The organism is Agrobacterium sp. 22-209-1 (genome assembly GCF_053522485.1).
Map to the genome: position 1 here is coordinate 125555 of NZ_JBNWCH010000010.1, position 23632 is coordinate 149186.

The 23632-nt window shown below is 59.5% G+C and carries 18 protein-coding genes; 14 read left to right on the plus strand and 4 right to left on the minus strand.

Annotated elements, in window-relative coordinates; all coding sequences use genetic code 11:
• Window positions 1-45: 45 nt before the first annotated feature.
• Window positions 46-1035 carry a glycosyltransferase family 2 protein gene (locus ACQZ48_RS19660; protein ID WP_269824599.1) on the plus strand — a complete coding sequence of 330 codons (990 nt, stop codon included), beginning with the start codon at window positions 46-48 and terminating at the stop codon, window positions 1033-1035.
• A gap of 189 nt (window positions 1036-1224) precedes the next feature.
• On the opposite strand, the gene ACQZ48_RS19665 is transcribed toward ACQZ48_RS19660, so the two are convergent.
• Both ACQZ48_RS19665 and ACQZ48_RS19670 read right to left on the minus strand, forming a co-directional pair.
• Window positions 1225-2193 carry a polysaccharide pyruvyl transferase family protein gene (locus ACQZ48_RS19665; protein ID WP_191218037.1) on the minus strand — a complete coding sequence of 323 codons (969 nt, stop codon included), beginning with the start codon at window positions 2191-2193 and terminating at the stop codon, window positions 1225-1227.
• Between the two features lie 51 nt (window positions 2194-2244).
• Complete coding sequence (locus ACQZ48_RS19670; RefSeq protein WP_077984781.1) at window positions 2245-3210, minus strand: glycosyltransferase family 2 protein; 966 nt, start codon at window positions 3208-3210, stop codon at window positions 2245-2247.
• Between the two features lie 117 nt (window positions 3211-3327).
• Between ACQZ48_RS19670 and ACQZ48_RS19675 the strand changes: the two genes are divergently transcribed.
• The 10 genes from ACQZ48_RS19675 to ACQZ48_RS19720 all read left to right on the plus strand — a co-directional run bounded on the left by ACQZ48_RS19675 (window position 3328) and on the right by ACQZ48_RS19720 (window position 15824).
• Window positions 3328-4806, plus strand: coding sequence for a lipopolysaccharide biosynthesis protein (locus ACQZ48_RS19675; protein WP_448729220.1), 1479 nt, complete (start codon window positions 3328-3330; stop codon window positions 4804-4806).
• Between the two features lie 372 nt (window positions 4807-5178).
• A complete protein-coding gene (locus ACQZ48_RS19680) occupies window positions 5179-6327 on the plus strand; it encodes an acyltransferase family protein (RefSeq protein WP_077984857.1) in 1149 nt (382 codons plus the stop codon).
• Between the two features lie 4 nt (window positions 6328-6331).
• The gene (exoK, locus tag ACQZ48_RS19685; RefSeq protein ID WP_077984779.1) at window positions 6332-7123 is read left to right on the plus strand and encodes an endo-1,3-1,4-beta-glycanase ExoK; all 792 of its coding nucleotides are present in this window, start codon (window positions 6332-6334) and stop codon (window positions 7121-7123) included.
• A 65-nt stretch (window positions 7124-7188) separates the two neighbouring features.
• On the plus strand, window positions 7189-8370 hold the full coding sequence (locus tag ACQZ48_RS19690; protein ID WP_448729221.1) for a glycosyl transferase family 1: 1182 nt from the start codon (window positions 7189-7191) through the stop codon (window positions 8368-8370).
• Window positions 8371-8387: 17 nt separating this feature from the next.
• Window positions 8388-9386, plus strand: coding sequence for a glycosyltransferase family 2 protein (locus ACQZ48_RS19695; RefSeq protein WP_271359194.1), 999 nt, complete (start codon window positions 8388-8390; stop codon window positions 9384-9386).
• Window positions 9383-10327, plus strand: coding sequence for a glycosyltransferase (locus ACQZ48_RS19700; RefSeq protein WP_448729222.1), 945 nt, complete (start codon window positions 9383-9385; stop codon window positions 10325-10327). The genes ACQZ48_RS19695 and ACQZ48_RS19700 overlap by 4 nt, the downstream gene beginning before the upstream one ends.
• The gene (locus tag ACQZ48_RS19705; RefSeq protein ID WP_191218033.1) at window positions 10327-11322 is read left to right on the plus strand and encodes a glycosyltransferase family 2 protein; all 996 of its coding nucleotides are present in this window, start codon (window positions 10327-10329) and stop codon (window positions 11320-11322) included. Before ACQZ48_RS19700 ends, ACQZ48_RS19705 begins: the two co-directional genes overlap by 1 nt.
• A 67-nt stretch (window positions 11323-11389) precedes the next feature.
• Window positions 11390-12295 carry a UTP--glucose-1-phosphate uridylyltransferase gene (locus ACQZ48_RS19710; protein WP_448729223.1) on the plus strand — a complete coding sequence of 302 codons (906 nt, stop codon included), beginning with the start codon at window positions 11390-11392 and terminating at the stop codon, window positions 12293-12295.
• Window positions 12296-12401: 106 nt separating this feature from the next.
• Entirely contained in the window at window positions 12402-14750 is a 2349-nt protein-coding gene (locus tag ACQZ48_RS19715) for a Wzz/FepE/Etk N-terminal domain-containing protein (protein ID WP_165691319.1), read from the plus strand.
• Between the two features lie 129 nt (window positions 14751-14879).
• Entirely contained in the window at window positions 14880-15824 is a 945-nt protein-coding gene (locus tag ACQZ48_RS19720; RefSeq protein ID WP_448729224.1) for a 2-hydroxyacid dehydrogenase, read from the plus strand.
• Between the two features lie 21 nt (window positions 15825-15845).
• On the opposite strand, the gene ACQZ48_RS19725 is transcribed toward ACQZ48_RS19720, so the two are convergent.
• A complete protein-coding gene (locus ACQZ48_RS19725; protein ID WP_448729225.1) occupies window positions 15846-18821 on the minus strand; it encodes a PAS domain-containing protein in 2976 nt (991 codons plus the stop codon).
• A gap of 364 nt (window positions 18822-19185) precedes the next feature.
• Here ACQZ48_RS19725 and ACQZ48_RS19730 point away from each other — a divergent pair, with 364 nt between their 5' ends.
• From ACQZ48_RS19730 to ACQZ48_RS19740, 3 genes are all read left to right on the plus strand, one after another.
• A complete protein-coding gene (locus ACQZ48_RS19730; protein ID WP_080794454.1) occupies window positions 19186-20184 on the plus strand; it encodes an ABC transporter substrate-binding protein in 999 nt (332 codons plus the stop codon).
• Between the two features lie 221 nt (window positions 20185-20405).
• On the plus strand, window positions 20406-21293 hold the full coding sequence (locus ACQZ48_RS19735; protein ID WP_077984771.1) for an ABC transporter permease: 888 nt from the start codon (window positions 20406-20408) through the stop codon (window positions 21291-21293).
• Window positions 21286-22347, plus strand: coding sequence for a quaternary amine ABC transporter ATP-binding protein (locus ACQZ48_RS19740; protein ID WP_448729226.1), 1062 nt, complete (start codon window positions 21286-21288; stop codon window positions 22345-22347). The genes ACQZ48_RS19735 and ACQZ48_RS19740 overlap by 8 nt, the downstream gene beginning before the upstream one ends.
• Here the strand turns inward: ACQZ48_RS19740 and ACQZ48_RS19745 are convergent.
• A complete protein-coding gene (locus tag ACQZ48_RS19745; protein WP_448729227.1) occupies window positions 22339-23583 on the minus strand; it encodes a TIGR03862 family flavoprotein in 1245 nt (414 codons plus the stop codon). The genes ACQZ48_RS19740 and ACQZ48_RS19745 overlap by 9 nt on opposite strands.
• Window positions 23584-23632: the final 49 nt, after the last annotated feature.

Below are 23632 nucleotides of genomic sequence, written 5' to 3' on the forward strand. Positions count from 1 at the left end.
CTGCTGGCCAAATCCTGACGGTTGATCAAAGCAGAAGGACACCACATGGTGAGCGGTTCACAGCCCATTTGCGTCATCATCGCTGCGAAAAACGCATCTGAAACCATCGACATCGCCATTCGCTCCGCCCTTGCGGAGCCCGAGGTCGGGGAAGTCGTGGTTATCGACGATGGCTCCACCGACACGACAAGCGACGTGGCGCATGCGGCGGATGATGGCACGGGCCGTTTGCGGGTCGTGCGGTTCGATGTGAATCGCGGTCCTTCGGCCGCGCGCAACCACGCGATTTCGATTTCATCTGCCCCGCTCATCAGCATTCTCGATGCGGACGACTTCTTCTTCAGGGGTCGCTTCACTGCCATGCTGACCGATGACGACTGGGATCTCGTAGCTGACAATATCGCTTTCATCCAGCAATCGGTTTCCGGCGCTTCCTCCATGCAGCCGGCCCGTTTCGAGCCGCAGGCGCGGTTTTTATCGCTCACGGAATTCGTCGAGGGCAATATTTCCAGGCCCGGCGTGGAGCGCGGAGAAACCGGATTTCTGAAACCGGTGATACGCCGCTCTTTTCTCGACAAACATGCGCTGCGTTATGACGAGGCTCTGAGGCTTGGCGAAGATTACGAGCTTTACGTGCGGGCGCTGGCCGCCGGCGCGCGCTACAAGGTCATCCACCATTGCGGTTACGGCGCGATCGTGCGTGGCAACTCGCTGAGCGGCCGCCATCGCACCGAAGATCTTCGCCGCTTATACGAGGCGGACAAAGCCATTCTCGCTGGTTGCCGGCTTTCGGCAGAGGAAACGGCGATCCTGCGCGAACATGAAAAACATATCCGCGCCAAATTCGAGCTTCGCCATTTTCTCGATACGAAAAAGCAGAAAGGCATAGGCGGCGCGTTAAGCCACGCCCTTGCGCGCCTCCCCGCCCTGCCCGCAATCATGCGCGGCATCTGGAGCGACAAGACTGCCCGCTTCCGCAAATCGCCACCGGTGCGTGATGTGCGTTATCTGCTGGACGGCACGCCGGTTTCGTAAGGGAAAAGGCGACCTCCGCCAATTTCTCGCCGTCATCCTCGGGCTTGTCCCGAGGATTTACTCACGTATCGTATGATCGGTCGGTTGCAGATGCTCGGGACAGGACCGAGCATGACGATAGAGACCCTAGAGGATGGCATCCTCATGCGAAGGCGGCAGAAAACTCCCTGCCGCATCCACTCTTCGCCCTCAGAGATAATCCCGCTTCACCGTTTCCAGAACGGCGGCGAAACGCTCCTTGCGCTCTTCCAGCCGGCCATCCGGGCTGAGACGCGGCTCCGCGCGGCTTGCCTGCCAGAGCGCCAGCGTGGAAGGCGCGGCCAGCACCTGCTTGGCCAATTTGCGCAATGACCGGGACTGCGTTTCCTGCGGCCGGACCAGCACGTCACCCTCATGCGCCGGACCTTCATGCACCGGAACGGAACCGGCCTCGGCAATGACGGGGCCGGGCGGCGGCGGGAAGCTCATACCCCAGAAGCGCGAGCCCTTTTTCGCCGCCTCGGCGCGGGTCGAAACCGGCACATAGCGCGGCTGATAGTCGACACCGACGCTGCCGGCCCAATCGCTCCATTTGAAGCTGTTGATCGACGGCGAGGTGCTGACCGCGACCCACGGCACGCGGAAGGCATCGGCAAGGATTGCACCATGCATGGATTCAGCCACGATGAATTCCGACTGGGCAATGGCGCGGATGACCGCTTTCGCCTCGCCGCGCGGGTCGAGATAGGTGAGGCCTGCCGGCTCGCAGACCGTTTCCCACATGCCGAATTCCGCCGATTCCCAGTGCGGAACAAAGGTCTTCTTGTAGAGTTTCGGCAGGTCTTTGAAATCGGGCATCTCGGTGACCATGACGGCGGGATCGACAATGCCTTTTTCGGGCGCGAGCCCGAGCTTGGCGGCAGTTTTTTCGCCGCGCACGCAGCGAATGTCCCAGAATTCGGTGCTGGTATCCGGCACCGCGCCGTAACCATAACCGCTGCCGATCACCAGCTTGCGCTGTTTTCCCGGCAAAAGAACATCGTTCAGGACAGTGCCGACTCCGACGAGCATGACATCGTCATGCACATCGCGCAGGCCCGGAAGCAAAAAGTCCCACAGCCACAGATTGAGATCGTCACCGAAATTTCCGTGATGAGATTCCCAGTGGTAAGGTTTCATGAGGTCACTCCTGGGTGAAAAACATATAAATTCTTGCGGGCGAGAATTCGCTCATCGCGGGCGGACGATTTTTCCGGCGCCGAGTTCGAAAGCGGCACGCAGCAGTGCCGGATCACGCATCGCCCACTTCAACAACAGTCCGAATTCGGGCGCCTTTCGCCGTTTCAAGTTGCCCGCCTGGCTCCACAGCGCCTGTTTGCGCGCCGTGTTTTTATAGGACGCAATGGAGGCGACATCGTCCGGCCGGCGTGAAAAACGCCCCTCCAGCGTATCGAGCGCCACCCAGGTATTGAACTGCTGGCGCAGGAATTCCGGCGAGGTATTGTCGATGCTGTGGAAGATATTGACGCCCATTCCGCGCATCGCACCGGCATCGTCACAGAGCAGCGTCCGCTTCGATGCGAGGATGGAATCGCAGAAAAACAGCACGTCTTCCGCCGCCAGTCTGAGCGCCGGATCGAAGCGGATTTTCTCAAAAAGAGGACGGCCAATCACCATGCAGGAGAGATGCAGGAAGCTCCAGTTGCGTAGCATCACACTTGCCAGATCCGGCAGTTCGATCACCAGCGGTTTCTCGGAAAGCCGTGCCGCGCCCTCATTTTTCTCCAACTCGGAAATGGCAAAATGATAATAAAATTCGTCACTTGCCTGCATCGATGCCCAGTAGCAATCGCCGTCGTAAGTCTCTAGCGCGAAGGCCGCATTCTGCAGATGATCTGGCGTCCAGATATCGTCGGAATCGAGAAAGGCAACGTAGTCGGTGCCGCCAGGCACATGGTCGAGACCGGTGTTACGCGCGCCGCCCGGGCCGGCATTGGCCTGCTTAATGACAAGAATCCGGTCTTTCTCACCCTGCGAAAGTTCCGCAAGTTCCTGATCGATCGGGTATGGCGATTCGTCATCGACGATGACAAGATCGAAGTCCTGGTAGGTCTGCGCAAAAACCGATGCGAGTGCACGTCCCAAGACACCGTGCTGCTTTTGGTAGTAGGGAATGACGACAGTAAACCTTGCCATTGTTTCGCCCCTTGCGTTGATCAAGAAGTGTCGGGCCCGATCCTAAAAGCGGCCCCGATGGTATCGGCAACTCCCAACCGGCTTCCTCCCGCCGGCCTCCAGAAACAGGATGCTTGTATGCCCCCAGCGCCAAATGTAAAGACCATCACCACGAATGTCGGCTGGAGCGTTTTATCAAAAACAGGGACATTCGGGCTTAAATTTGTCACGGTCCCAATTCTCGCTCGTCTCCTCACGCCGGAAGAATTCGGGGTGGTGGCGGTAGGACTTACGGTTGTACAGTTCCTGACCATGATCGCCGGGGCGGGCCTGACGTCCGCCCTTATCGTCGAGAAGGAAGAGGATATGGAAACGATCCATACCGTCTTCTGGGCCAATCTCGCCATCTCCTGCACCATGGCCGCCGTCCTCTACATCTTCGCGGAATTTTTCGGCGAACTGCTGGGTGCGGTGGAAAGCGCCTATCTGCTGCGCATCATGGCATTTCTCATCCCGCTGCAGCTTGCCGGTGATGTCGCCTATTCGCTGCTGGCGCGACGGATGAATTTCAGCAAGGACGCGCTGTGGAGCATGGCATCGGAAAGCATCGCGGCCATTGTCGCGGTCGCACTTGCTTTCATGGGTTTCGGCGTCTGGGCGCTGATCATCCAGCTTTTTGCCGCAGCCCTCATCCGGCTTGTCGGGCTTTATGCCGTTTCCCGCTATTGCCCGCGCTTCGTCATGAAACCGCGCCGACTGGTGCCGCTTCTCGGCTTCAGTTCGGGGCTGATGGGCTCGGAAATCGCCAATTTCGTTACCTTCCAGTCACCGATGGTGGTCATTGCCCGGCATCTTGGGCTGGCGGATGCCGGCGCCTATTCCGCCTCCAACCGCTTTGCCAGCATTCCCAACCAGGTGGTTCTGTCGGCTGTCATGGGCGTCCTGTTTCCCGCCTTCAGCCGCATGATGGACGATCCGCAGCGCCGGCGCGATGCGCTGATGTTCAGTACGCAGGTGCTGACCGTGCTTTTGGCACCGATGATGTTCGGCCTCTGGGCCGTGGCGGAGCCGGCCATGCTTGTCATCTTCGGGCAGAACTGGGCCTATGCCTGGCCCGTTCTCGGCCTGCTCGCCCTGTCGAAGGCCATTCTGACGCCGTGCAGCACCTTCATCCCGTATTTGAAGGGAGCAGGTTACGGCCGCGTGCTGTTCTGGTCGGCGACGATCCGCGCCATCGTCACCACCGTCGCGGTCTGGCTTGCCGCGCTTTATGGCACCCTGATCGACGCGATGGTTTGGCTCTGCATCGTCAATGCGGTAACGCTGGTCGCCTATTCCTGGGCGGTGTTCAAGGCAAGCGATACACCCTTCTTCCGCGGCCTTTATGTCAGCAGCCGGCCGATGATCGCGGCGCTGATCATGGCCGGTGCGGTGCGTTATCTGCTTCACGTTCTGGCTGAGCGCGTTCCCAATGCCACGCTTCAGGTTCTCATCGGCGCTGCCGTGGGTGGCGTCATCTATGCGGTGCTGATCCTGCTGACTGAACGGGCGCTGCTCGGGAAAATTCTCGGAATCGTCAAATCGCGGCGCATGCAGAGCGATGCAACCCAAGGTTAGTTCAATCGTAGAAAAACGCGCCTCATTTCCGCCGTTAACCGGCCTTTTCCGCGGTGATTTCCCTCACCGCGGCAGGGGCGTATGGCGGTTCTTTTTGCAGCGCAATATCACGACAAATGACAATTTCACACGCTAGGGCGATTTTTAACGATGGCCATGTTTATAAAAATTATAGTAATTTCAAATGTTTGAATTTTTAAAGCGACAGGAATGACTGGAACGCCAGACATTCACCCGCAAAATCTAAGCTTGTGTTTTTCCCGCGTCGCCACATTTTATCCCAAAGTCGAAACCAGACTTTCCAGTGCGGGCTTAAGTTCGCTCTGGTTGCAACGCGGCGTGGGTGGACGCCGCCCAATAGGGGTGACTGATGTGACTGTCGATCAGAACCTATCCTCCCGTATCAATTTGATGCGCATATTGCTGATTTCAGGCATCGTGTTCGTGCATGTGCCGCACGATGCCGAAACCAGCCCTTTTCTCGGCCTTTACGGCTTCTTCGATTGGCTGCGCGTTTTCCTGGGCGATGCGCTCTTCCGTATCGGCGTGCCCTGCCTCAGCGCCATCTCCGGTTACCTGCTGTTTCGCCGCGGCATGAGTGAATTCAATTATCCGGCAACAATCCGCTCCAAATCGAAGACCGTGCTTTTGCCCTTCCTTCTGTGGAATGGCGCGCTGTTTGCCGCCGTATTGCTGATCCAGCTCTTCGATGTTGGCGTGGGGTATTTCCCCGATCTGTGGAATGCCAGCCCGCGCGAAATCCTCAGCCATGGTACGGCACTCGAAGAACTGCCGGTGAACGTGCCGCTTTATTTTCTGCGCGACCTTTTTGTCTGCATTCTGCTGTCGCCGGTGCTCGCATTTCTGATGCGCCGCTTCGCGCTGCCGACGCTCGCAATCCTGTTGATCATCACGGCCATGCCGGACCTGACGATCTTCATCGTGCAGAAGAAATCGATCCTCTTCAGCTTTTCGCTCGGCATTGCGCTTGCGCTGCACCGGGTCGATGTCAAGGCGCTTGATCCCTACGCCCTGCCGATCATGGTGCTAACCTTCACGGCATCCGCCATTCTTGCTACGGGTCTTTATTTCACCGGCCCGGAATTCACCTTCTGGCTCAACATGTCGCGCAATCTGCTCGCGGTCTTCGGCGCGCTTGGCTTCTGGGTGTCTTCATCGATCCTGATCCGCAGCAGGCTTGGCCAGCGGCTTGCCGAGACCGGCAGCCTCAGCTTCTGGATATTCTGCGCCCACTACCCGCTGCTGGTCATCATGTGGATGGTCTGGAACAAGGGCGGGCCGGACTTTTATCCCGCCTTCTATATCAGCGCGACATTGTCCGCCTTCGTCATCCTGATCATCAGCAACGCGCAGACACGCAAATATCTGCCCACCGTCTATTCCGTGCTCACCGGGAGCCGCAGCGGCAAACGCAAGACGGCAACTGCTTCCCCGACCAAACGGGCCTCCATAATCGGCCCGCCCACATCCGAAACGCTTTATTCGCAACGACAGAGGTGAACCAATGACAACATTTGTCACCCGCGTTCAGACACGCATTCTTCTTGCCGCAGCCCTTTCGGCCACGGCTTTCGCAACACCGATGCAGGCGCAGGAAGGCAACGGCGCGTCCTTCACCGAGAATTTCGACCAGATGGACAGAAGCTTCTGGTACGTTTCAGACGGCTGGAACAACGGCGCGCATCAAAACTGCACCTGGTCGAAAAAATTGGCGACGGTGGAAAACGGCCAACTCACACTCGGTTTCGAAGAAGCCAAGGCTGGGGACCGCAAATTCGCCTGCGGCGAAATCCAGACCAAGGGCCGTTATCGTTACGGCACCTATGAAGCGCGCATGAAGGCCGCCACCGGCTCCGGACTGAACTCCGCCTTCTTCACCTACATTGGCCCGACCGACAAGAAACCGCACGACGAAATCGACTTCGAGGTTCTCGGCAAAAATACCGGCCAGGTGCAGCTCAACCAATATATCTCCGCCAAGGGCGGCAATGAGAAGCTGGTGCCGGTGGAAGGTGGAGCCGATGCCGGTTTCAACGACTATGCCTTTGTCTGGGAACCACAGCGCCTGCGTTATTACGTCAACGGCAAGCTCGTTCATGAAGTCACGGACGCAACGAAAATCCCGCAAAACGCCCAGAAGATTTTCTTCAGCCTGTGGGGCACCGATACGCTGAAGGACTGGATGGGCAAGTTTGCTTATGCCGGGCCGTCGCAGATGGTCGTTGACCGCTTCTCATTCACTGCCCTCGGCGACAAGTGCCAGTTCCCGGAAAGCATCGCCTGCGCTCTGAACTGACCGGATTTTTTGAACCAAAACCTGTGCTGCGACGTCTTTGACGCGCGAACCAACCGGAACCCTGCATGACCCATATTCTCTATCTCGCGCATGATCTGTCGGACCCCGCCATTCGCCGGCGGGTGCTGACCTTGCTCGCGGGCGGGGCGCGGGTCACGCTGGCAGGTTTCCGGCGCGGGCGGAACCGGCTGGCGGAAATCGAAGGCGTCGTGCCCGTCGTGCTTGGGGAGACCGCCGACGGGCAGTTTCTGCAGCGCATGGCGGCTGTGGCAAAAGCCAGCCTTTCTCTTGGAAAGCTCCTGAGCGGCATCCCGACACCCGACATCATTCTTGCCAGGAACCTCGAAATGCTGGCTCTGGCAAAGCGGGCCATGTCGATCTTTGGCGGCCAGCCAGCACTGGTTTACGAATGTCTCGATATTCACCGCCTGCTTCTCAACAAAGGCAGGCCCGGACAGCTGCTGAATGCTGCGCAACGTTATTTCGCACGCGACGCCAAACTGCTGGTCACGAGTTCTCCGGCATTCGTGGAGCATTATTTCAAACCTGTGTCGGGCCTCGACCTTCCCGTCCTTTTGCAGGAAAACAAGGTGCTGGCGCTCGACAGCACCGTTGCCGCCGCGCCGCAACCCCGCCCCCCCAAGCCCGGCGAACCATGGAAAATCGGCTGGTTCGGGGCGCTTCGCTGCCGTAGGTCGCTGGAAATCCTCGCTGAGTTTGCCCGCCGCATGGAAGGCCGGGTCGAAATCATCCTGCGTGGCCGGCCGGCCTATTCGGAGTTTACCGATTTCGATGGCTTCGTGGCCGCTGCCCCGCATTTGCACTTCCACGGACCTTACAAAAACCCCGAGGATCTGGCCGCGATTTACAACGAGGTGCAGTTCACCTGGGCGATCGACTTTTTCGAAGAAGGCCAGAATTCCAGCTGGCTGCTGCCCAATCGGCTTTATGAAGGCGGCCTTTATGGCACCCTGCCGATTGCGCTTTCCGGCACGGAAACGGCTCGCTTTATTGAAAAACGCAATATCGGCTTCGTCCTGCAACAGGCAGGCGCTGACGATCTTGCCGCCCTCTTCAACCAGATGATCCCGCAAACCTATGCGGACGCCTTCCACACCCTGTCGGCAACAGACAGGAAACAATGGCTGACCGACCGCGACGATTGCCGTCAGCTGGTCCAGCACTTGTCCTCGCTCACCACATCCGCTTCCGGCCATGCCCGTGATGCGCAGTTTTCACCCGTGTAGTGCGTAGGGGGCAAATTATGGAAGGTCTTGGTCATCACGGCATCAGAACGCTGATCGTCATTCCTTGCCTCAATGAGGCAAAGACGATCGAGGGGCTGCTTGTCAAATTCACCAATGCAATGCAGGGGCGTCTCTTCCGTATCGTGGTTGCCGATGGCGGCAGCACGGATGGAACCCGCGATATCGTTTCCGCCTTTGCGGCGACGGATGACCGCGTCACACTTCTCGCCAATGCGAAGCGCATCCAGAGCGCTGGCATCAACCTTGCCGTTGCCACCTTCGGCGAGGATTTCGACTATCTCATCCGCATCGACGCCCATGGCGATTATCCCGATGACTATTGCCAGCGGCTGATCGAAGATGCGGAACGCACCGGCGCGGATTCTGTCGTCGTCGCCATGGACACCATCGGACATGGCCTGTTTCAGAAAGCGACGGCCATCGCCCAGAATTCCAAGCTCGGCAATGGCGGTTCCAAGCACCGCGAGGGTGCCAAAGGCCACTGGATCGACCATGGCCATCACGCCTTGATGCGGATTGCCGCCTTCGACGCGGTCGGCGGTTATGACGAGAGCTTCAGCCACAATGAGGATGCCGAACTGGATTTCCGCCTGCGCAAATCCGGTTTCCGTATCTGGATGACCGACAAGACCCGCATGACCTATTATCCGCGCGCCAGCGTCATGCCGCTGTTCCGGCAATATCTCGCCTATGGCCGCGGCCGGGCGAAGAACCTCCTGAAGCATCGCTCGATCCCGAAAATCCGCCAAATGATCCCGCTCGCCGTGCTGCCGGTGTTCATCTTCGCGCTGCTATCGCTCGTGCATTGGGCGGCCCTTATCCCGCTCGGCCTCTGGATCGCCGCATGTTTGGGCTATGGCTTGTGGATGGCAATAGGTCAGAAAAACCCATACGGCCCGCTCGCCGCCTTTTCGGCGATGGTGATGCATCTGGCCTGGTCCACCGGCTTCTGGCTGGAACTCCTGAAATTCCGGGGAAGAAAGGCTGTCTCATGACTGACAACACCGTCACCCGCCCAGATGATTCGAAAACCGTCGATATCGGCATTTGCACCTACAGACGCCCGGCACTTATCGCCACACTTCTGTCACTCTTCGAGCTGGACGTGCCGGAAGGTGTGAAAGTTCGTCTTATCGTCGCCGATAATGACGAGGAGCCGAGCGCCAAGGCGAGCGTCGATCGCCTGCGCGAAACCGCCCCGTTCGAGATCACCTATGTCCATTGCCCGAAATCGAATATTTCGATTGCCCGCAATGCCTGCCTGTCGGAATGCAAGGCGGATTACCTCGCCTTCATTGATGATGACGAGACCGCCCCGCCGCACTGGCTCTTCGCCCTTCTGGAAAAAGCCGGCGAGACCGGTGCGGAAGCGGTTCTCGGCCCCGTAGCGGCCGTTTACCGAGACAATGCGCCGGGATGGATGAAACGCGGCGATTTCCACTCGACCGTTCCGGTCTGGGTGAATGGCGAGATCATCACCGGCTATACCTGCAACACGCTGCTCAAGATGGATGCGCCTTCGGTGAAGGGCCGGCGCTTCGCGCTGGCGCTCGGCCAGAGCGGCGGCGAAGACACCCATTTCTTCTCGCATCTTCACGCCGCCGGCGGGCGTATTGTCTTTGCGGAAGATGCCATGTTGTCCGAACCCGTGCCGGAAAATCGCGCAAGCTTCCTATGGCTTGCCAAACGCCGCTTCCGCTCCGGCCAGACCCACGGCCGCGTGCTGGCGGACAGGAAACCCGGTATACGCCGCGTGGGGCAGGTGCTGAAGGCAGGTTCGAAAGTGCTTTATTGCGCGCTCTTCGCCGCCTTGAACGGTTTCAACGCCGTGCGCCGCAATCGTTATGCGCTGCGTGGCGCACTGCATATGGGCTCGATGAGCGGCGCTTTCGGCGTGCGCGAAATCCGCCAGTATGGCGCGGTGGAGGCGACCTGATGGAAAACCTTGCCTCACCGCCCGATATCAGCTTCATCATCGCCGCCTATAATGCGGCCGATACAATCGAAGCCGCCATCCACAGCGCTCTCGACCAGCAGGGTGTGACGCTGGAAGTGATCGTCGTCGACGACCGTTCCGCCGATGACACTATCCCATTCGTTGAGGCGATTGCCGCCATTGACCCACGTGTGCGCCTGCTTGCGCTGGAAGAAAACCGCGGTCCGGGTGGTGCACGCAATGCCGGCATCGAGGCCGCGACGGGACGCTGGATCGCCGTGCTCGATTCCGACGACGTCATCCGTCCGCAGCGTTCCGCCTGCATGATGTGCCGGGCGGAGGCCGCGAATGCTGAGATCGCTGTCGATAATCTCGATGTCGTCTATACCGACGGCAGACCGATGGAGACGATGTTTCCGGAAGAGTTTCTGGAGGAACGCTCTGCCCTCACGCTCGAGGACTTCATTTCCTCCAACATCCTGTTCCGTTCCACCTTCAATTTCGGCTACATGAAGCCGATGTTCCGGCGCGATTTCCTCAATAGCGAGGCTCTGCGCTTCCGCGAGGATATACGCATCGGCGAGGATTATATCCTGCTCGCCTCGGCGCTCGCCGCCGGCGGCCTCTGTGTCATCGAACCGAAGCCGGGCTATATCTACAATATCCGCGAAGGCTCGATTTCGCGTGTGCTCGAACTTCATCACGTCGAAGCGATGATGCGGGCGGATCAGGAGTTCCTCAGCCATTACACTTTGCTGCCGGCAGCCATGGATGCGCAGCAGGCGAGAAGCCGCAGCCTGCGGCTGGCGCATAATTTTCTGACATTGGTGGAAAACATCAAGAGCCGCTCGGTACTCGGCGCCTTGAAGACCACGATAAGGGATCCTGCCGTGCTGGGGCATTTGCGAATGCCAATTGCAGTGCGGCTGAGGAGGTTGCGGGACGCCATGTTTGCGCCCGCGGCGAATACAGGGGTGAAAAGACAGATTTCGTGAAATTGACGCGTGGACGAAATCTGCGCGGGGACTGGGGACAGATCAAACCTTGATGAAGGAGAACGCGATGGACCTGAACAAAACTGTCAGAAAAGCCGTCATTCCCGTAGCTGGCAACGGCACACGGTTTCTGCCCGCCACCAAGGCGATGCCGAAGGAAATGCTGACGATCGTGGATCGTCCCGTCGTGCAATATGCCGTCGATGAGGCCATGCAGGCCGGCATCGAACACATTATTTTCGTGACGAGCCGCAACAAGACCGCCATCGAAGACTATTTCGACAGCGCGCCGGAACTCATCAATACGCTGACCCGCTCCGGCAAGACCGTGCAGGTGCTGCAGCTGGAAAAGATGCTGCCGGTTGCCGGCACCGTCAGCTATACGCGCCAGCAGGTGCCGCTCGGTCTCGGCCACGCCGTCTGGTGCGCGCGCGAGCTGGTAGGCAAGGAGCCTTTCGCCCTGCTTCTGCCGGACATGGTTTCTTACGGCGCACGCGGCTGCATCGCCGGGCTGATGGAGCTTTACGATGAAGTCGGCGGCAATATTCTCGGCGTCGAGGAATGCCTGCGTGAAGAAGTCTCGTCCTATGGCGTCGTTGGCGTCGGCCAGAAGGTCAATTACGGCTTCGCCGTCACCGAAATGGTTGAAAAGCCGGAACCATCCAAGGCGCCTTCGAATTATTACCTGAATGGCCGTTACATCCTGCAGCCGGAAATCTTCGATATTCTCGCCAAGCAGGAGCGCGGCGCGGGCAATGAAATCCAGCTGACCGACGGCATGAAGCGGCTCGCCGAGAAGCAGCCGTTCCACGCGCAGAAATATTCGGGCCGCACCTTTGATTGCGGCAGCAAGCAGGGCTTCATTGCCGCCAACGTCGCCTTCTCGCTGATGCGGGCGGATATGGAAGCACAGGTTCTCGCTTCGGTGAAGGAACTGGTGGCGAACCACGAAAGCCGCGTCCAGGCGGCCTGACTTTCATCGCGCCGCCGGGGAGGCGGCCGGCGCACCAATAACGGGAGGCGGGAAGGCGAGTTTGCTCGGCTTCCCGCGTACCATTTTTAGTTCACAAGGTAGGTCCATGCACCACAAGACCTTTAAATCCAATATCGGTTTTCCGGAATCCGGCAAGGATTCCGACACGTTCATCGACCTCGACCGCCTGTGGGCCGCCGTGGTGCGCCGCGCCAATGTCATTGCCGCCTCCGTCATCGCCGCCGTGGTTCTGGCCGGCCTCTATCTGGTGCTTGCGACCCCCGTTTACACCGCGATGACGCAGGTGCTCCTGGATGAAAGCCTTTCCCGCTATGCGGAAGAGGAATCACCGGTGCCCGCAGCCCAGATCGTCGACAACCGCATCGCTAGCGCCGTGGAAATTCTGAAATCCAAGGAAATGGCGCTGACCGTAGTCGACAAGGCCAAGCTCGATGAGAACGACACCATCGTCAATCCGCCGATGTCGCCGGTCCAGCTCGTCAAATCCTCCGTGCGCGGCATTCTCGATCTCGTCCTGCCGGGCGATCCGCCGGTTTCCGAGGCCGCAATCCGCGCCGGACGCCGCGAGAAGGCCGCCGCGGTGCTGCAGCAGTCGCTGACGGTGGAACGTGTCGGCCGCAGCTCGGTCATCGCCATCTCCACCCGCTCGACCGACCGCCAGCTTGCAGCGCAGATCGCCAAGACCTATGCACAGGCCTATCTTACAGAACAGCTTAACGCCAATTTCGACGCCAGCGAGCGCGCTTCGGTATGGTTGCAGGAACGCATGACCGACCTCAACCAGCGCGCCCAGGCCGCTGAACTGGCGGTGCAGAAATTCAAGTCGGACAACAACATCGTCTCCTCGCGCGGCGAACTGATGTCGGAAAGCCAGCTTGCCGACCTCAACGGCCAGCTGATTGCTGCGCAGGCAGATGCCGCGACGGCCTCCGCCCGTTACAACCAGTATAAGTCGATCATCGACCGTGGACCGGAAACGGCGGTCGATAACGCCGTTGTCTCGGCCCGCGATACCGACAATTCGGTCATTCAGGATCTGCGAAAGCGCTACATCACCATCTCCGACCGGCAGCGGGGTATCATCCAGCAATTCGGCGCCGACCATCCGCAGGCGACCGCGCTTGAGGCCGAGAAGAAAGAAGTATCGCAGCAGATCTTCCAGGAATTGCAGCAGCTCACCGGCAGCTTCAAGAACGAATATGACGTCGCCAATTCCCGCGTGCAGTCGTTGCGCGACAATATCGACCGGGTGGCGGGCCGCAATTCGCAAGCCAATATCACCATGGTCCAGCTGCGCGAACTCGAGCAGCGGGCAACCGCTCTGCGCACCCTCTACCAGTCCTATCTCGGTCGCTTCGAGGAGGCTTCCCAGAAGCAGTCGCTGCCCATCGCCAAGGCGCGCATCATTTCCGAAGCGGGCCTGCCGACTTCGCCTTCCAGTCCGAAAAAGACCATGACCATGGCGCTTTCGGTCGTTCTCGGCCTGATGCTGGGCGGCGGCATTGCAGCGCTTCTCGAATTCCGGGATCGCTTTTTCCACACCGGCAACGATGTACGCGACAATCTGCGCATGCGCTTTCTCGGTTACCTTCCCTTTATCGGGGAAAGGGGCGTGGAAAACGCCAAGACCGGCGACAGCGCCGCCACCCCCGGCGGCGAGAACGCCACGCTTGATGACAGCGGCCAGGTCTCGTTCCAGAAGATGCTGCGCCTTGCCGTCGATAGCCCGCGTTCCAGCTTTGCGGAAACGCTCCGCAATGTGAAGCTGACGGCGGACGTCGTCATTCAGGAACGGCCCTGCCGGGTCATCGGCGTCATTTCCTGCCTGCCGAACGAGGGCAAGTCTGTCGTGGCGCTCAATCTCGCCGGGCTGATCGCCTCCACCGGCAAACGAACGCTTGTCGTGGATGCGGATATCCGCAATCCCGGCCTCAGCCGCATGCTGACCACACGGCAATCCGCCGGTCTGGTGGAAGTGGTGCTCGATGAAATCCCGTGGACGCAGGCGGTGAAGGTGGATACGCGCACGAAAATGGGCATCCTGCCGGTTTCCACCAGCAACCAGTTCGCCCATTCGAGCGAGCTGCTCTCCTCCCCCGGCATGCGCAAATTCATCGAATCTGCCCGGGAGGCCTGCGATTACATCATCGTTGACCTTGCGCCTGTCGTTCCCGTCATCGATGCCAAGGCCTTTGCGCCGCAGGTGGACGGTTTCGTCTTCGTGACCGAATGGGGCAAGACACCGATCCAGATGGTGCAGAACCTGATGGCCAACGAACCGCAGATCGCCAACAAGACGCTTGGCATCGTGCTCAACAAGACCGACATGACGGAATTGCAGCGTTATGCCGGCCCCGGCGGTTCGGAGCATTATCACGAGAAATTCGCGGCCTATTACGGCGATGCAAAGCCGCCGGTGAAGGAAGACGCGTAATGGTGAAACGGTCCGGTGAAAACCGGGCCGTTTCATTCCGTTGACGATTCGAACGACTAACCCATGGTATTGTCAGCCGAAATTGCGCATTGATGGCGCGAAACTAAAATCGCAAGCAGGATCAGTCTCATGCCATCACCCATAGCCTTTGTTTCGCGGATGAATGCGGAAACGGAGACCGTCTGGAAGCAGGCGCTGCGCGCCGCCATGCCGGAAGAGAACATTCTTTCCTTTTCCGAACTGAGCGCGGAACAGAAAGACCAGGTGGATTTCGCCATCGTCGCCAATCCGGATCCTGCCGATATCGCGGCGCTTCTGGGCCTCAAATGGATCCACAGCCTGTGGGCAGGTGTCGAGCGGCTGGTGCTGGAACTGGGCGAAAAGGCTCCTCCCATCGTTCGGCTGAAAGATCCTGAGCTTTCGCGTGTGATGGCCGAAGCCGTGCTGGCATGGACCTATTATCTGCAACGCGATATGCCCGCCTATCGCGAAAACCAAAAAAAGGCGCTCTGGCATGAGCTGGATTACCGCCACCCCGGCGAAATGACCATCGGTCTCCTCGGCCTCGGGGCGCTCGGCACGGCTGCGGCGGAGCGCCTCACCCATGCCGGATTCAACGTCGCCGGCTGGAGCCGTTCGGCCAAGGCGGTCGATGGCGTGGAAACGCTGTCCGGCGATGACGGGCTGCAGGCATTGCTGGAAAAGAGCGACATTCTCGTCTGCCTCGTGCCGCTTACCGATGCGACGCGCGGTCTTTTGAACGCCGAGCGTCTCGCCGCAATGAAGCAGGGCGCGGCACTCATCAATTTCGCCCGCGGCGCAGTGATAGTCGCAGATGACCTGATTGCAGCGCTCGATTCCGGCAGGCTTTCGCACGCCGTTCTCGATGTCTTCGAGCAGGAGCCCTTGCCCGCTGCTTCCGCCTTCTGGCAACACCCCAAAGTGACCGTCCTGCCGCATATTTCCGCGCCGACAAGCCGGGAAAGTTCGGCCCGCATCGTGGCCGGCAATGTGCGCACATGGCGCGAGACCGGCGGGCTGCCGGAAACGGTCGACATGGCCCGCGGTTATTGAGCCGGCAAAGCGGCGACGAGCCTATTGCGTCGCCGCGCTCTTTGCCGTGTGGGCCTGTTTGACGGCCGCGACAATCTGCTGTTCGTCATAGGGCTTGGTCAGGAGAACCGCGCTTGCCGGCGCTCCTTCCGGCAAATGGCTATCCCCCGTCGCAAAAACAATGGCAAGCCCTGGCTTTCGGCGCAGGGCCTCCACCGCCAGTTCGCCGCCCTTCATGTCCGGCAGGCCGATATCGGTGACGAGAACGTCGACCTGATCCGCTTCAATAACCTTTAGCGCCTGCGCCGCATCTCCGGCCTCGACGACGGCAAAGCCGCTCTCTGACAGCATCTCCATCGAATTCATCCGTATCAGCTCGTCATCCTCGACCAGAAGAACGCGTATAGACCGGCTTTTATTTTCGACCGCCCTGACCGGCTCGGAAGGTTTCGAAGAATCCGGCGCAGACGTCGGCTGCGCTCTCGACAACGACACCTGTTTGCGGTTGGCGATGACGTGGCGAATGCGCCGCGCCAGCGCTTCCCGCGTATAGGGTTTGGAGAGAAGCTCCACCCCGGCATCCAGCTTGCCGCCGTGCACGATGGAATTTTCCGTATAACCCGAGGTGAAGAGAACGGCGAGATTGGGCAGCCGTTCCTGCGCGCGGCGCGCCATTTCCCGGCTTTTCAACGGTCCGGGCATTACCACATCGGTGAAGATGACATCGATTGGAATGCCGCTTTCCACCACGGTCAAACCGGCCTGCGCATCACGGGCGGTGAGCACGCGGTAGCCGAGATCGCCCAATGTTTCGACAACGGTGTTGCGCACTTCCTCGTCATCTTCCACCACAAGAATTGTTTCGGTTCCGCCCTCCACGGGACCGTTCGGTGTCACAACTTCCCTGTCCTCATCGGCGGCGGAGCGGGGCAGATACATCTTCACCGTCGTGCCCTGCCCCACCTCGCTATAGATGTTGACATGGCCGCTGGACTGCTTCGCAAAACCATAAACCATCGAAAGCCCCAGCCCGGTGCCCTTGCCTTCCGGTTTGGTCGAAAAAAACGGCTCGAAGACCTTTTCGAGAATCTCCGGCGACATGCCCGACCCCGTATCGGTGACAGCGAGCATCACATATTGCCCCGCCGAGACTTCCGAGTGCTTGCGGGCATAATCGCGGTCGAGAACCGCATTTCCGACCTCAATGGTCAGCTTGCCCTGCCCTTCCATGGCGTCGCGCGCATTGATGGCCAGATTGAGAAGAGCGTTCTCCACCTGGTTGGGGTCGGCATAGGTGTTCCACAGACCGCCCGAGGTGATGACTTCCACCTCGATCGCCTCGCCAAGCGAGCGGCGAAGCAGATCGTCCATGCCGGTCACGAAACGGGCAATATTGATGACACGCGGCTCCAATGCCTGCCTGCGGCCGAAGGCCAGAAGCTGGCTGGCCAGTTTTGCGCCGCGATGGACACCGGCAAGCGCATTTTCCAGCCGCCGCTCCGCACGTTCATTGCCGATCACATCCTTGGAGAGCAATTGCAGATTGCCGGCGATCACTTGAAGAAGATTATTGAAATCATGCGCCACACCGCCGGTGAGTTGGCCGATGGACTCCATCTTCTGCGCCTGCTGCAATGCCTTTTCGGCCTGGCGGCGCTCCGCTATTTCCGCCTCGACACGCGCCTCTAGGCTTTCGTTCAATTGGCGAAGCTGCTCTTCCGCACGGATGCGGTGACGAATTTCACGCTCGAGATTGCTCGCATGTTCCTTGAGGGTATTTTCGGCCCGCCGCTGTTCGGTGACATCCGTATGGACGCCGACCCATTCGGCGATCGCACCGGCCTTGTCGAAAATCGGCACGCCACGGATCGCAAAGGTGCGGTAGACGCCATCGTGGCGGCGCACCCTATGCTCCCAGATATAGGTCGACTTTTCGGCGACCGCTTTGTTCCAGCTGTCGACAGACCCCTGCCTGTCCTCGGGATGGACCGCGTCCGCCCAGCCAAAACCCCGATACTCTTCCGGAGTCTGGCCCGTCAAAGCGCTCCAGGCGGGTTGCTCACCCAGCATCTTTCCTTCGGCGCTATTGGTCCACAGCACACCGTGAACGGCGTCCACCGCGGCGCGGAAGCGATTGTTGCTGATGAGGATTTCCCGCTCCGAGCGCTTGCGATCCTCGATATCGATGATCAGCACATAGATGCCGTCGACGGAGCCGTCGGCGATGTAACGTGGAACATAACGGATTTCGGCGGCGCGCGCCGTGCCGTCGGGTCTGCTGATCACGGTATCCGAAACGATCTTCTCGCCGCTAAGCGCGCGGTCGAGATAGGCCCTGCGGGCCTCGAAAAAAGCCTCGCCGACGATTTCGGGAACGCTGCGGCCTATCACCTCGTCGGCGCGGCGGCCAAACCATTCCAGATAGCCGTCATTGGCGAATTTATAAACATAATCACGGTCGACATATCCGACCAGAATGGGCAGGGCATTGGTAAGACGGCTCAGCTCCTTGCGGCTCTGCTCCAGCGCCTCCAGGGCCTTCACCTTGTCGGTATTTTCAAGCACGGTGCATAAAACGCCGTCCACCGTGCCGCCTTCATTGTAGATCGGCGTGTAGAACAGATCGAAGATCACCTCTTCCGGCACGCCATGCCGCTTCAGCGTCATCGGCTGGTCGCGATAGGCCATGACCTCGCCGCGAAAACCGGCTTCTAGAATGCGGCTGTTCCAGTCCCATATTTCCGGCCAGATGCCGGGCACGGTTCCGCCCAGCGCCTGCGGGTGATAATTGCCGGCGATCTCCGCATAGCCGTCATTATAGATCATCACATGATCCCTGCCCCACATCAGCACCTGCGGAATAGGGGAATTGACGACGGAGTTGGCTTTTTGCCTCAGATTTTGCGGCCAGTCGCAAATAGGACCGAGCGATGTCTTCGACCAGTCGAAGCGGCGCACAAGCTCACCCGTTTCACCGCCGCCGATCGGCCATACCGGGGCAGCACGAAGATTGGTCATTCAACATCACCACAAATCGAGAGGAAATCTCCCGTAATATATGACGAGAGAAAAGTCCACGAAAACAGAAACTTCCGCTGATAGTTCCAGAAGTTTTTTCAAAAAATCGAAAAAGTTCCACGGTGCCGGAAATTTCCTGTCGCATCCGCTAAAGAGCATGAAAATTCAGGGCCTTCGCACCGGAAAATTTACTCATATCCCCCCGGGGAAAGCGGGTAGTCTGAGAATTGGCATCCTCAATACGCCAGAAATTGCCGCAAACGGAATGGCCACAAAGAAATTATTAAGCCTCAATAAGAGTGCTGGCGGTCGCGGTGTCGTCAGCACCCGGGTCTTCGCCACACCGCGACCAGAGGGAACAAAAATGAAAATACTTTTGGGTGCCACAATTCTTTCAGCCGGCTTCGCCTTTTCGGGGGCCGCCGCCTATGCCGCCGACTGCGGAAACGTGACGATTGCCAGCATGAACTGGCAATCCGCCGAAGTCGCCGCCAGCCTCGATAAATTCATTCTTGACAACGGCTATGGTTGTTCCGCCGAAATCGTGACAGGCGACACTGTGCCGACATTGACCTCCATGGCCGAAAAAGGCCAGCCGGATATCGCCCCGGAAGCCTGGGTCAGCCTGCAGCCGGAAATCGTCAAGCGCGGCCTGGAAGGCGGCAAGGTCGTCGCAGCAGCCAAGATCCTTTCGGACGGCGCGGTCCAAGGCTGGTGGATTCCGAAATATGTCGCCGACGCCAATCCGGATCTCAAGACCATTCCCGACCTCTTCAAGCACCCTGAACTGTTCCCCGCGCCGGAAGACAAGTCCAAGGGCGCCGTGTTCAACGGTCCGCAGGGTTGGGGCGGCACGGTTGTCACCGCGCAGCTTTTCAAGGCTTTCGGTGGTGAAAAAGCCGGTTTCACCCTCGTCGACACCGGCTCGGCCGCAGGTCTCGATGGCTCCATCGCCAAGGCGTATGAAGCCAAGCAGCCATGGGTCGGTTATTATTGGGCGCCCACTTCGCTGCTCGGCAAATACGAGATGGTGAAGCTCGGCTTCGGCACCGACTATGATGCCGCCGAATGGAAGCGCTGCACCTCGGTCGCCGATTGCGCCGACCCGAAGCCGAACGCATGGCAGGTGGATGACGTACAGACACTTGTCAGCAAGGACTTTGCCGACCGCGCCGGCCCAGCCATGGACTATCTGAACAAGCGCGCCTGGACCAACGACACCGTCAACAAGCTGATCGCCTGGATGACCGACAACCAGGCGACCGGTGAAGACGGTGCCAAGCACTTCCTGAAGGAAAACGAAGCACTGTGGACAGGCTGGGTATCTCCCGATGTCGCGGAAAAGGTCAAGGCCGCCCTTTAAAAGCTGGTTCCTGCATATCTGCCTGGGAAACGGCGTCCGCCAGCGGCGACGCCGCACCCGCATCGGCTCTGGAACGCCTTCCGGCTTTCCGGTGACGATGCGTTGGCTCAACAGAGCGTTCCGCCCTTTCGTTCTGATGGACGCGCGGCGCTCTTGCGATTTTACTCCCGGAGCGCGGAGGATATCGATCCCCGCCTCCGGTTCGTCATGGAGAACAGGATATGGAATGGCTTTTCAAATTTCCGACCATGAATGACGATGCTCTGCGCGCGCTGAAAAAAATCATCGACGAAGGTTTCCGGGGCTTCACCCGAACCTATGGCGGCGCGATAGAGGGGCTCTTCACTCCCCTCCAGAGCTTTCTCATCTGGGCGGAAAGGCTTTTGATCGGAACCCCCTGGCCGATCGTTATTCTTATTGTCGGCGTGCTTGCGTGGTTCGGCAGCCGCAGCGCCACCATTGTTTCGCTGTGTTGCGGCATTCTTTTCGCCATCGGCTGGTTCGGCATGTGGGAAGACACGATGAAGACGGTCTCGATGATCTTCGTCTGCGCCGTGCTGTCCATCATTGTCGGCCTGCCGATCGGTATCGCCATGGCGCGCTCCAACCGCCTGCAGAGCGTGGTCAATCCCATTCTCGACGTCATGCAGACGATGCCGAGTTTCGTCTATCTCATTCCCGTCGTCATGCTGCTCGGCATCGGCCGCGTGCCCGGCGTCATAGCCGTTGTTATCTACGCCATTCCGCCGATGATCCGGCTCACCAATCTCGGCATCCGCATGGTCGACAGCGATGTGCTGGAAGCAGCGGACGCCTTCGGTTCTTCGAAGCGCCAGAAGCTTTTCAAGGTGCAGCTGCCGCTCGCACTGCCCACCATCATGGCCGGCATCAACCAGACCATCATGATGGCGCTCGCCATGGTCGTCATCGCCTCCATGATCGGCGTGCAGGGTCTTGGCCAGCCGGTGCTGAAGGCAATCGCCAACCAGTATTTCACGCTCGGCGTGTTCAACGGGCTTGCCATTGTCGGCATCGCCATCATCTTCGACCGCATCAGCCAGGCCTATGGCCTTCGCCTGCAAAAACACCGGGAAGTGGCGCATGGCTAGTCAATCGATCGAAATTCGCAGCCTTTACAAGATTTTCGGGCCCAAGGCGGCCGACTATGTCGAACCCGTCAAGGCCGGCATGTCCAAGGCGGATCTCAACGCCAAACATGGCCATGTGCTCGGCCTGCGCGATATCAACATCACCATGCCGGGCGGACAGATCACCGTCATCATGGGCCTTTCCGGCTCGGGCAAGTCGACATTGATCCGCCACGTCAACCGGCTGATCGACCCGACCGCCGGTGAAATCCTCTATGGCGGCACCGATGTCTGTCGCCTCAACGAAGCGGACCTTCTGGAGTTTCGTCGCCACAAGACGGCGATGGTGTTCCAGAAATTCGGGCTGCTCCCACACCGCAACGTGCTGCAGAATGTCGTCTACGGTCTCGAGGTGCAGGGCGTCGACAAGCGCGAGCGGGAGGAAAGGGCGGAAGTCTGGATCAGGCGCGTGGGGCTGGAAGGCTTCTCCAGCCACTATCCGAACCAGCTTTCGGGCGGCATGCAGCAGCGTGTGGGCCTTGCGCGCGCGTTGACCAACAATGCCGAAATCCTTTTGATGGACGAAGCCTATTCGGCGCTCGATCCACTGATCCGCGTCGACATGCAGACGGTGCTGCTGGAATTGCAGAAGGAACTGAAAAAGACCGTGGTCTTCATCACCCACGATCTGGACGAAGCGCTGCGGCTCGGCGACAAGATCGCCATCCTGCGCGATGGCGAAATCATCCAGCAGGGCACGGCCGCCGAAATTGTCATGTCGCCCGCCGACAGCTACATCGAGGCCTTCGTGGAGGAGGTCAATCGCGGCCGGGTCATCCGCCTCGGCGCCATCGTCCAGCCGGAATTTTCCGGCCAGTCGCGGCTTCAGCTCGATGCGGATATGACGGTCGAAGAGGGCCTGCGCGCCCTCGTCCGGGAAAATGTCAGCAGCGCCACAGTCGTTGGGGAAAACGGCAAACCGCTTGGCGCCGTCACCACCGATGCCATCATGCGCTGCCTCGTCAGAACCGCACATGGTGAGGAAGCAGGCGCGGCTGAACGCTTGTCAGGCTAAGCTTTCAAGCCACGCGGCCATGCCCTTTGCGGCGGCCTTGCCGGTTGCGAAACAGGCGGTCAAGAGATAACCGCCGGTCGGCGCTTCCCAATCCAGCATTTCCCCGGCAGCAAATATGCCGGGGAGCTTTTCCAGCATGTAGTTTTCATCAAGGCCGCTCCACGCGACGCCACCGGCAGATGAAATTGCCTCGGCAATCGGTCTCGTCCGCAAAAGCGGTATCTCTGCATGTTTTATTCTCGCGGCGACGAACTCATCCGGGATGGCCGCGATATCGGGAAAGATTTCCCGCAGAAGCCCGACTTTCACCGCCGATAAGCCGGCCGTCTTGCGCATGCGGTTTGCAAAACTCTCCTTCCGCCCGAGCTTCGCCAGATCGCGGCTGAGGCGTTCCACCGTACGTCCCGGCGCAAGATCGGTTGCGAGGGACACTTTGCCCGCCTCTTCCAGCCGGTCGCGCAGCGCAGCGGAATGGGCGTAGATAACGCTGCCCTCAATACCATGCTTCGTGATGACGAATTCGCCCTGAAAGGCCCCTGCCGGCGAAAGGGTGATCGTGGATTTCACCGCTTCACCCGCAAAACGCGTGCGGAAGACATCGCTCCAGTCCACGTCAAAACCGCAATTGGCGGGGCGGAACGGGGAAAGCGCCACGCCTTTCTCCGCCAGCGCCGGAACCCATGCGGCATCGGAGCCGAGACGCGGCCAACTTGCGCCGCCGAGCGCCAGAAGAACGGCATCGGCCTTGATGGTGATCTCGCCCTCCGGTGTCGCGAAAACCAGGTGCTTGCCGGAAAAAACCGTCCAGCGATGCCGCGTCCTGATCGTCACCCCCTGCGCCTCCAGCCGGGCGAGCCATGCCCGCAGCAGCGGCGAGGCCTTCATGACGGTCGGAAACACCCGGCCCGAAGTGCCAACGAAAGTTTCCTGCCCCAGCCCCTGCGCCCAGTCGCGCAGCCTATCCGGCGTAAAATCATCGAGAGCGGCACGCAGCCTCGGTTCCGCATCGCCGAACCGGTGACAAAAGCTGTCGTAGTCTTCGGCATGGGTGATGTTGAGGCCGGATTTTCCGGCCATCAGCAATTTACGCGCCACGGTCGGCATCGCCTCGAACACCGTCACGGCATGGCCTGCGGCCGAAAGCATCTCGGCCGCCATCAGCCCCGCCGGTCCGCCGCCGATAATCGCGACCTGCCTCGCCTTTGCCAAAACCCTCTCCATCGCCATCTTCGCCATTCCGAGCCTTATACCGATTTCCGCATGCGAATATATGCGATATTGAAAC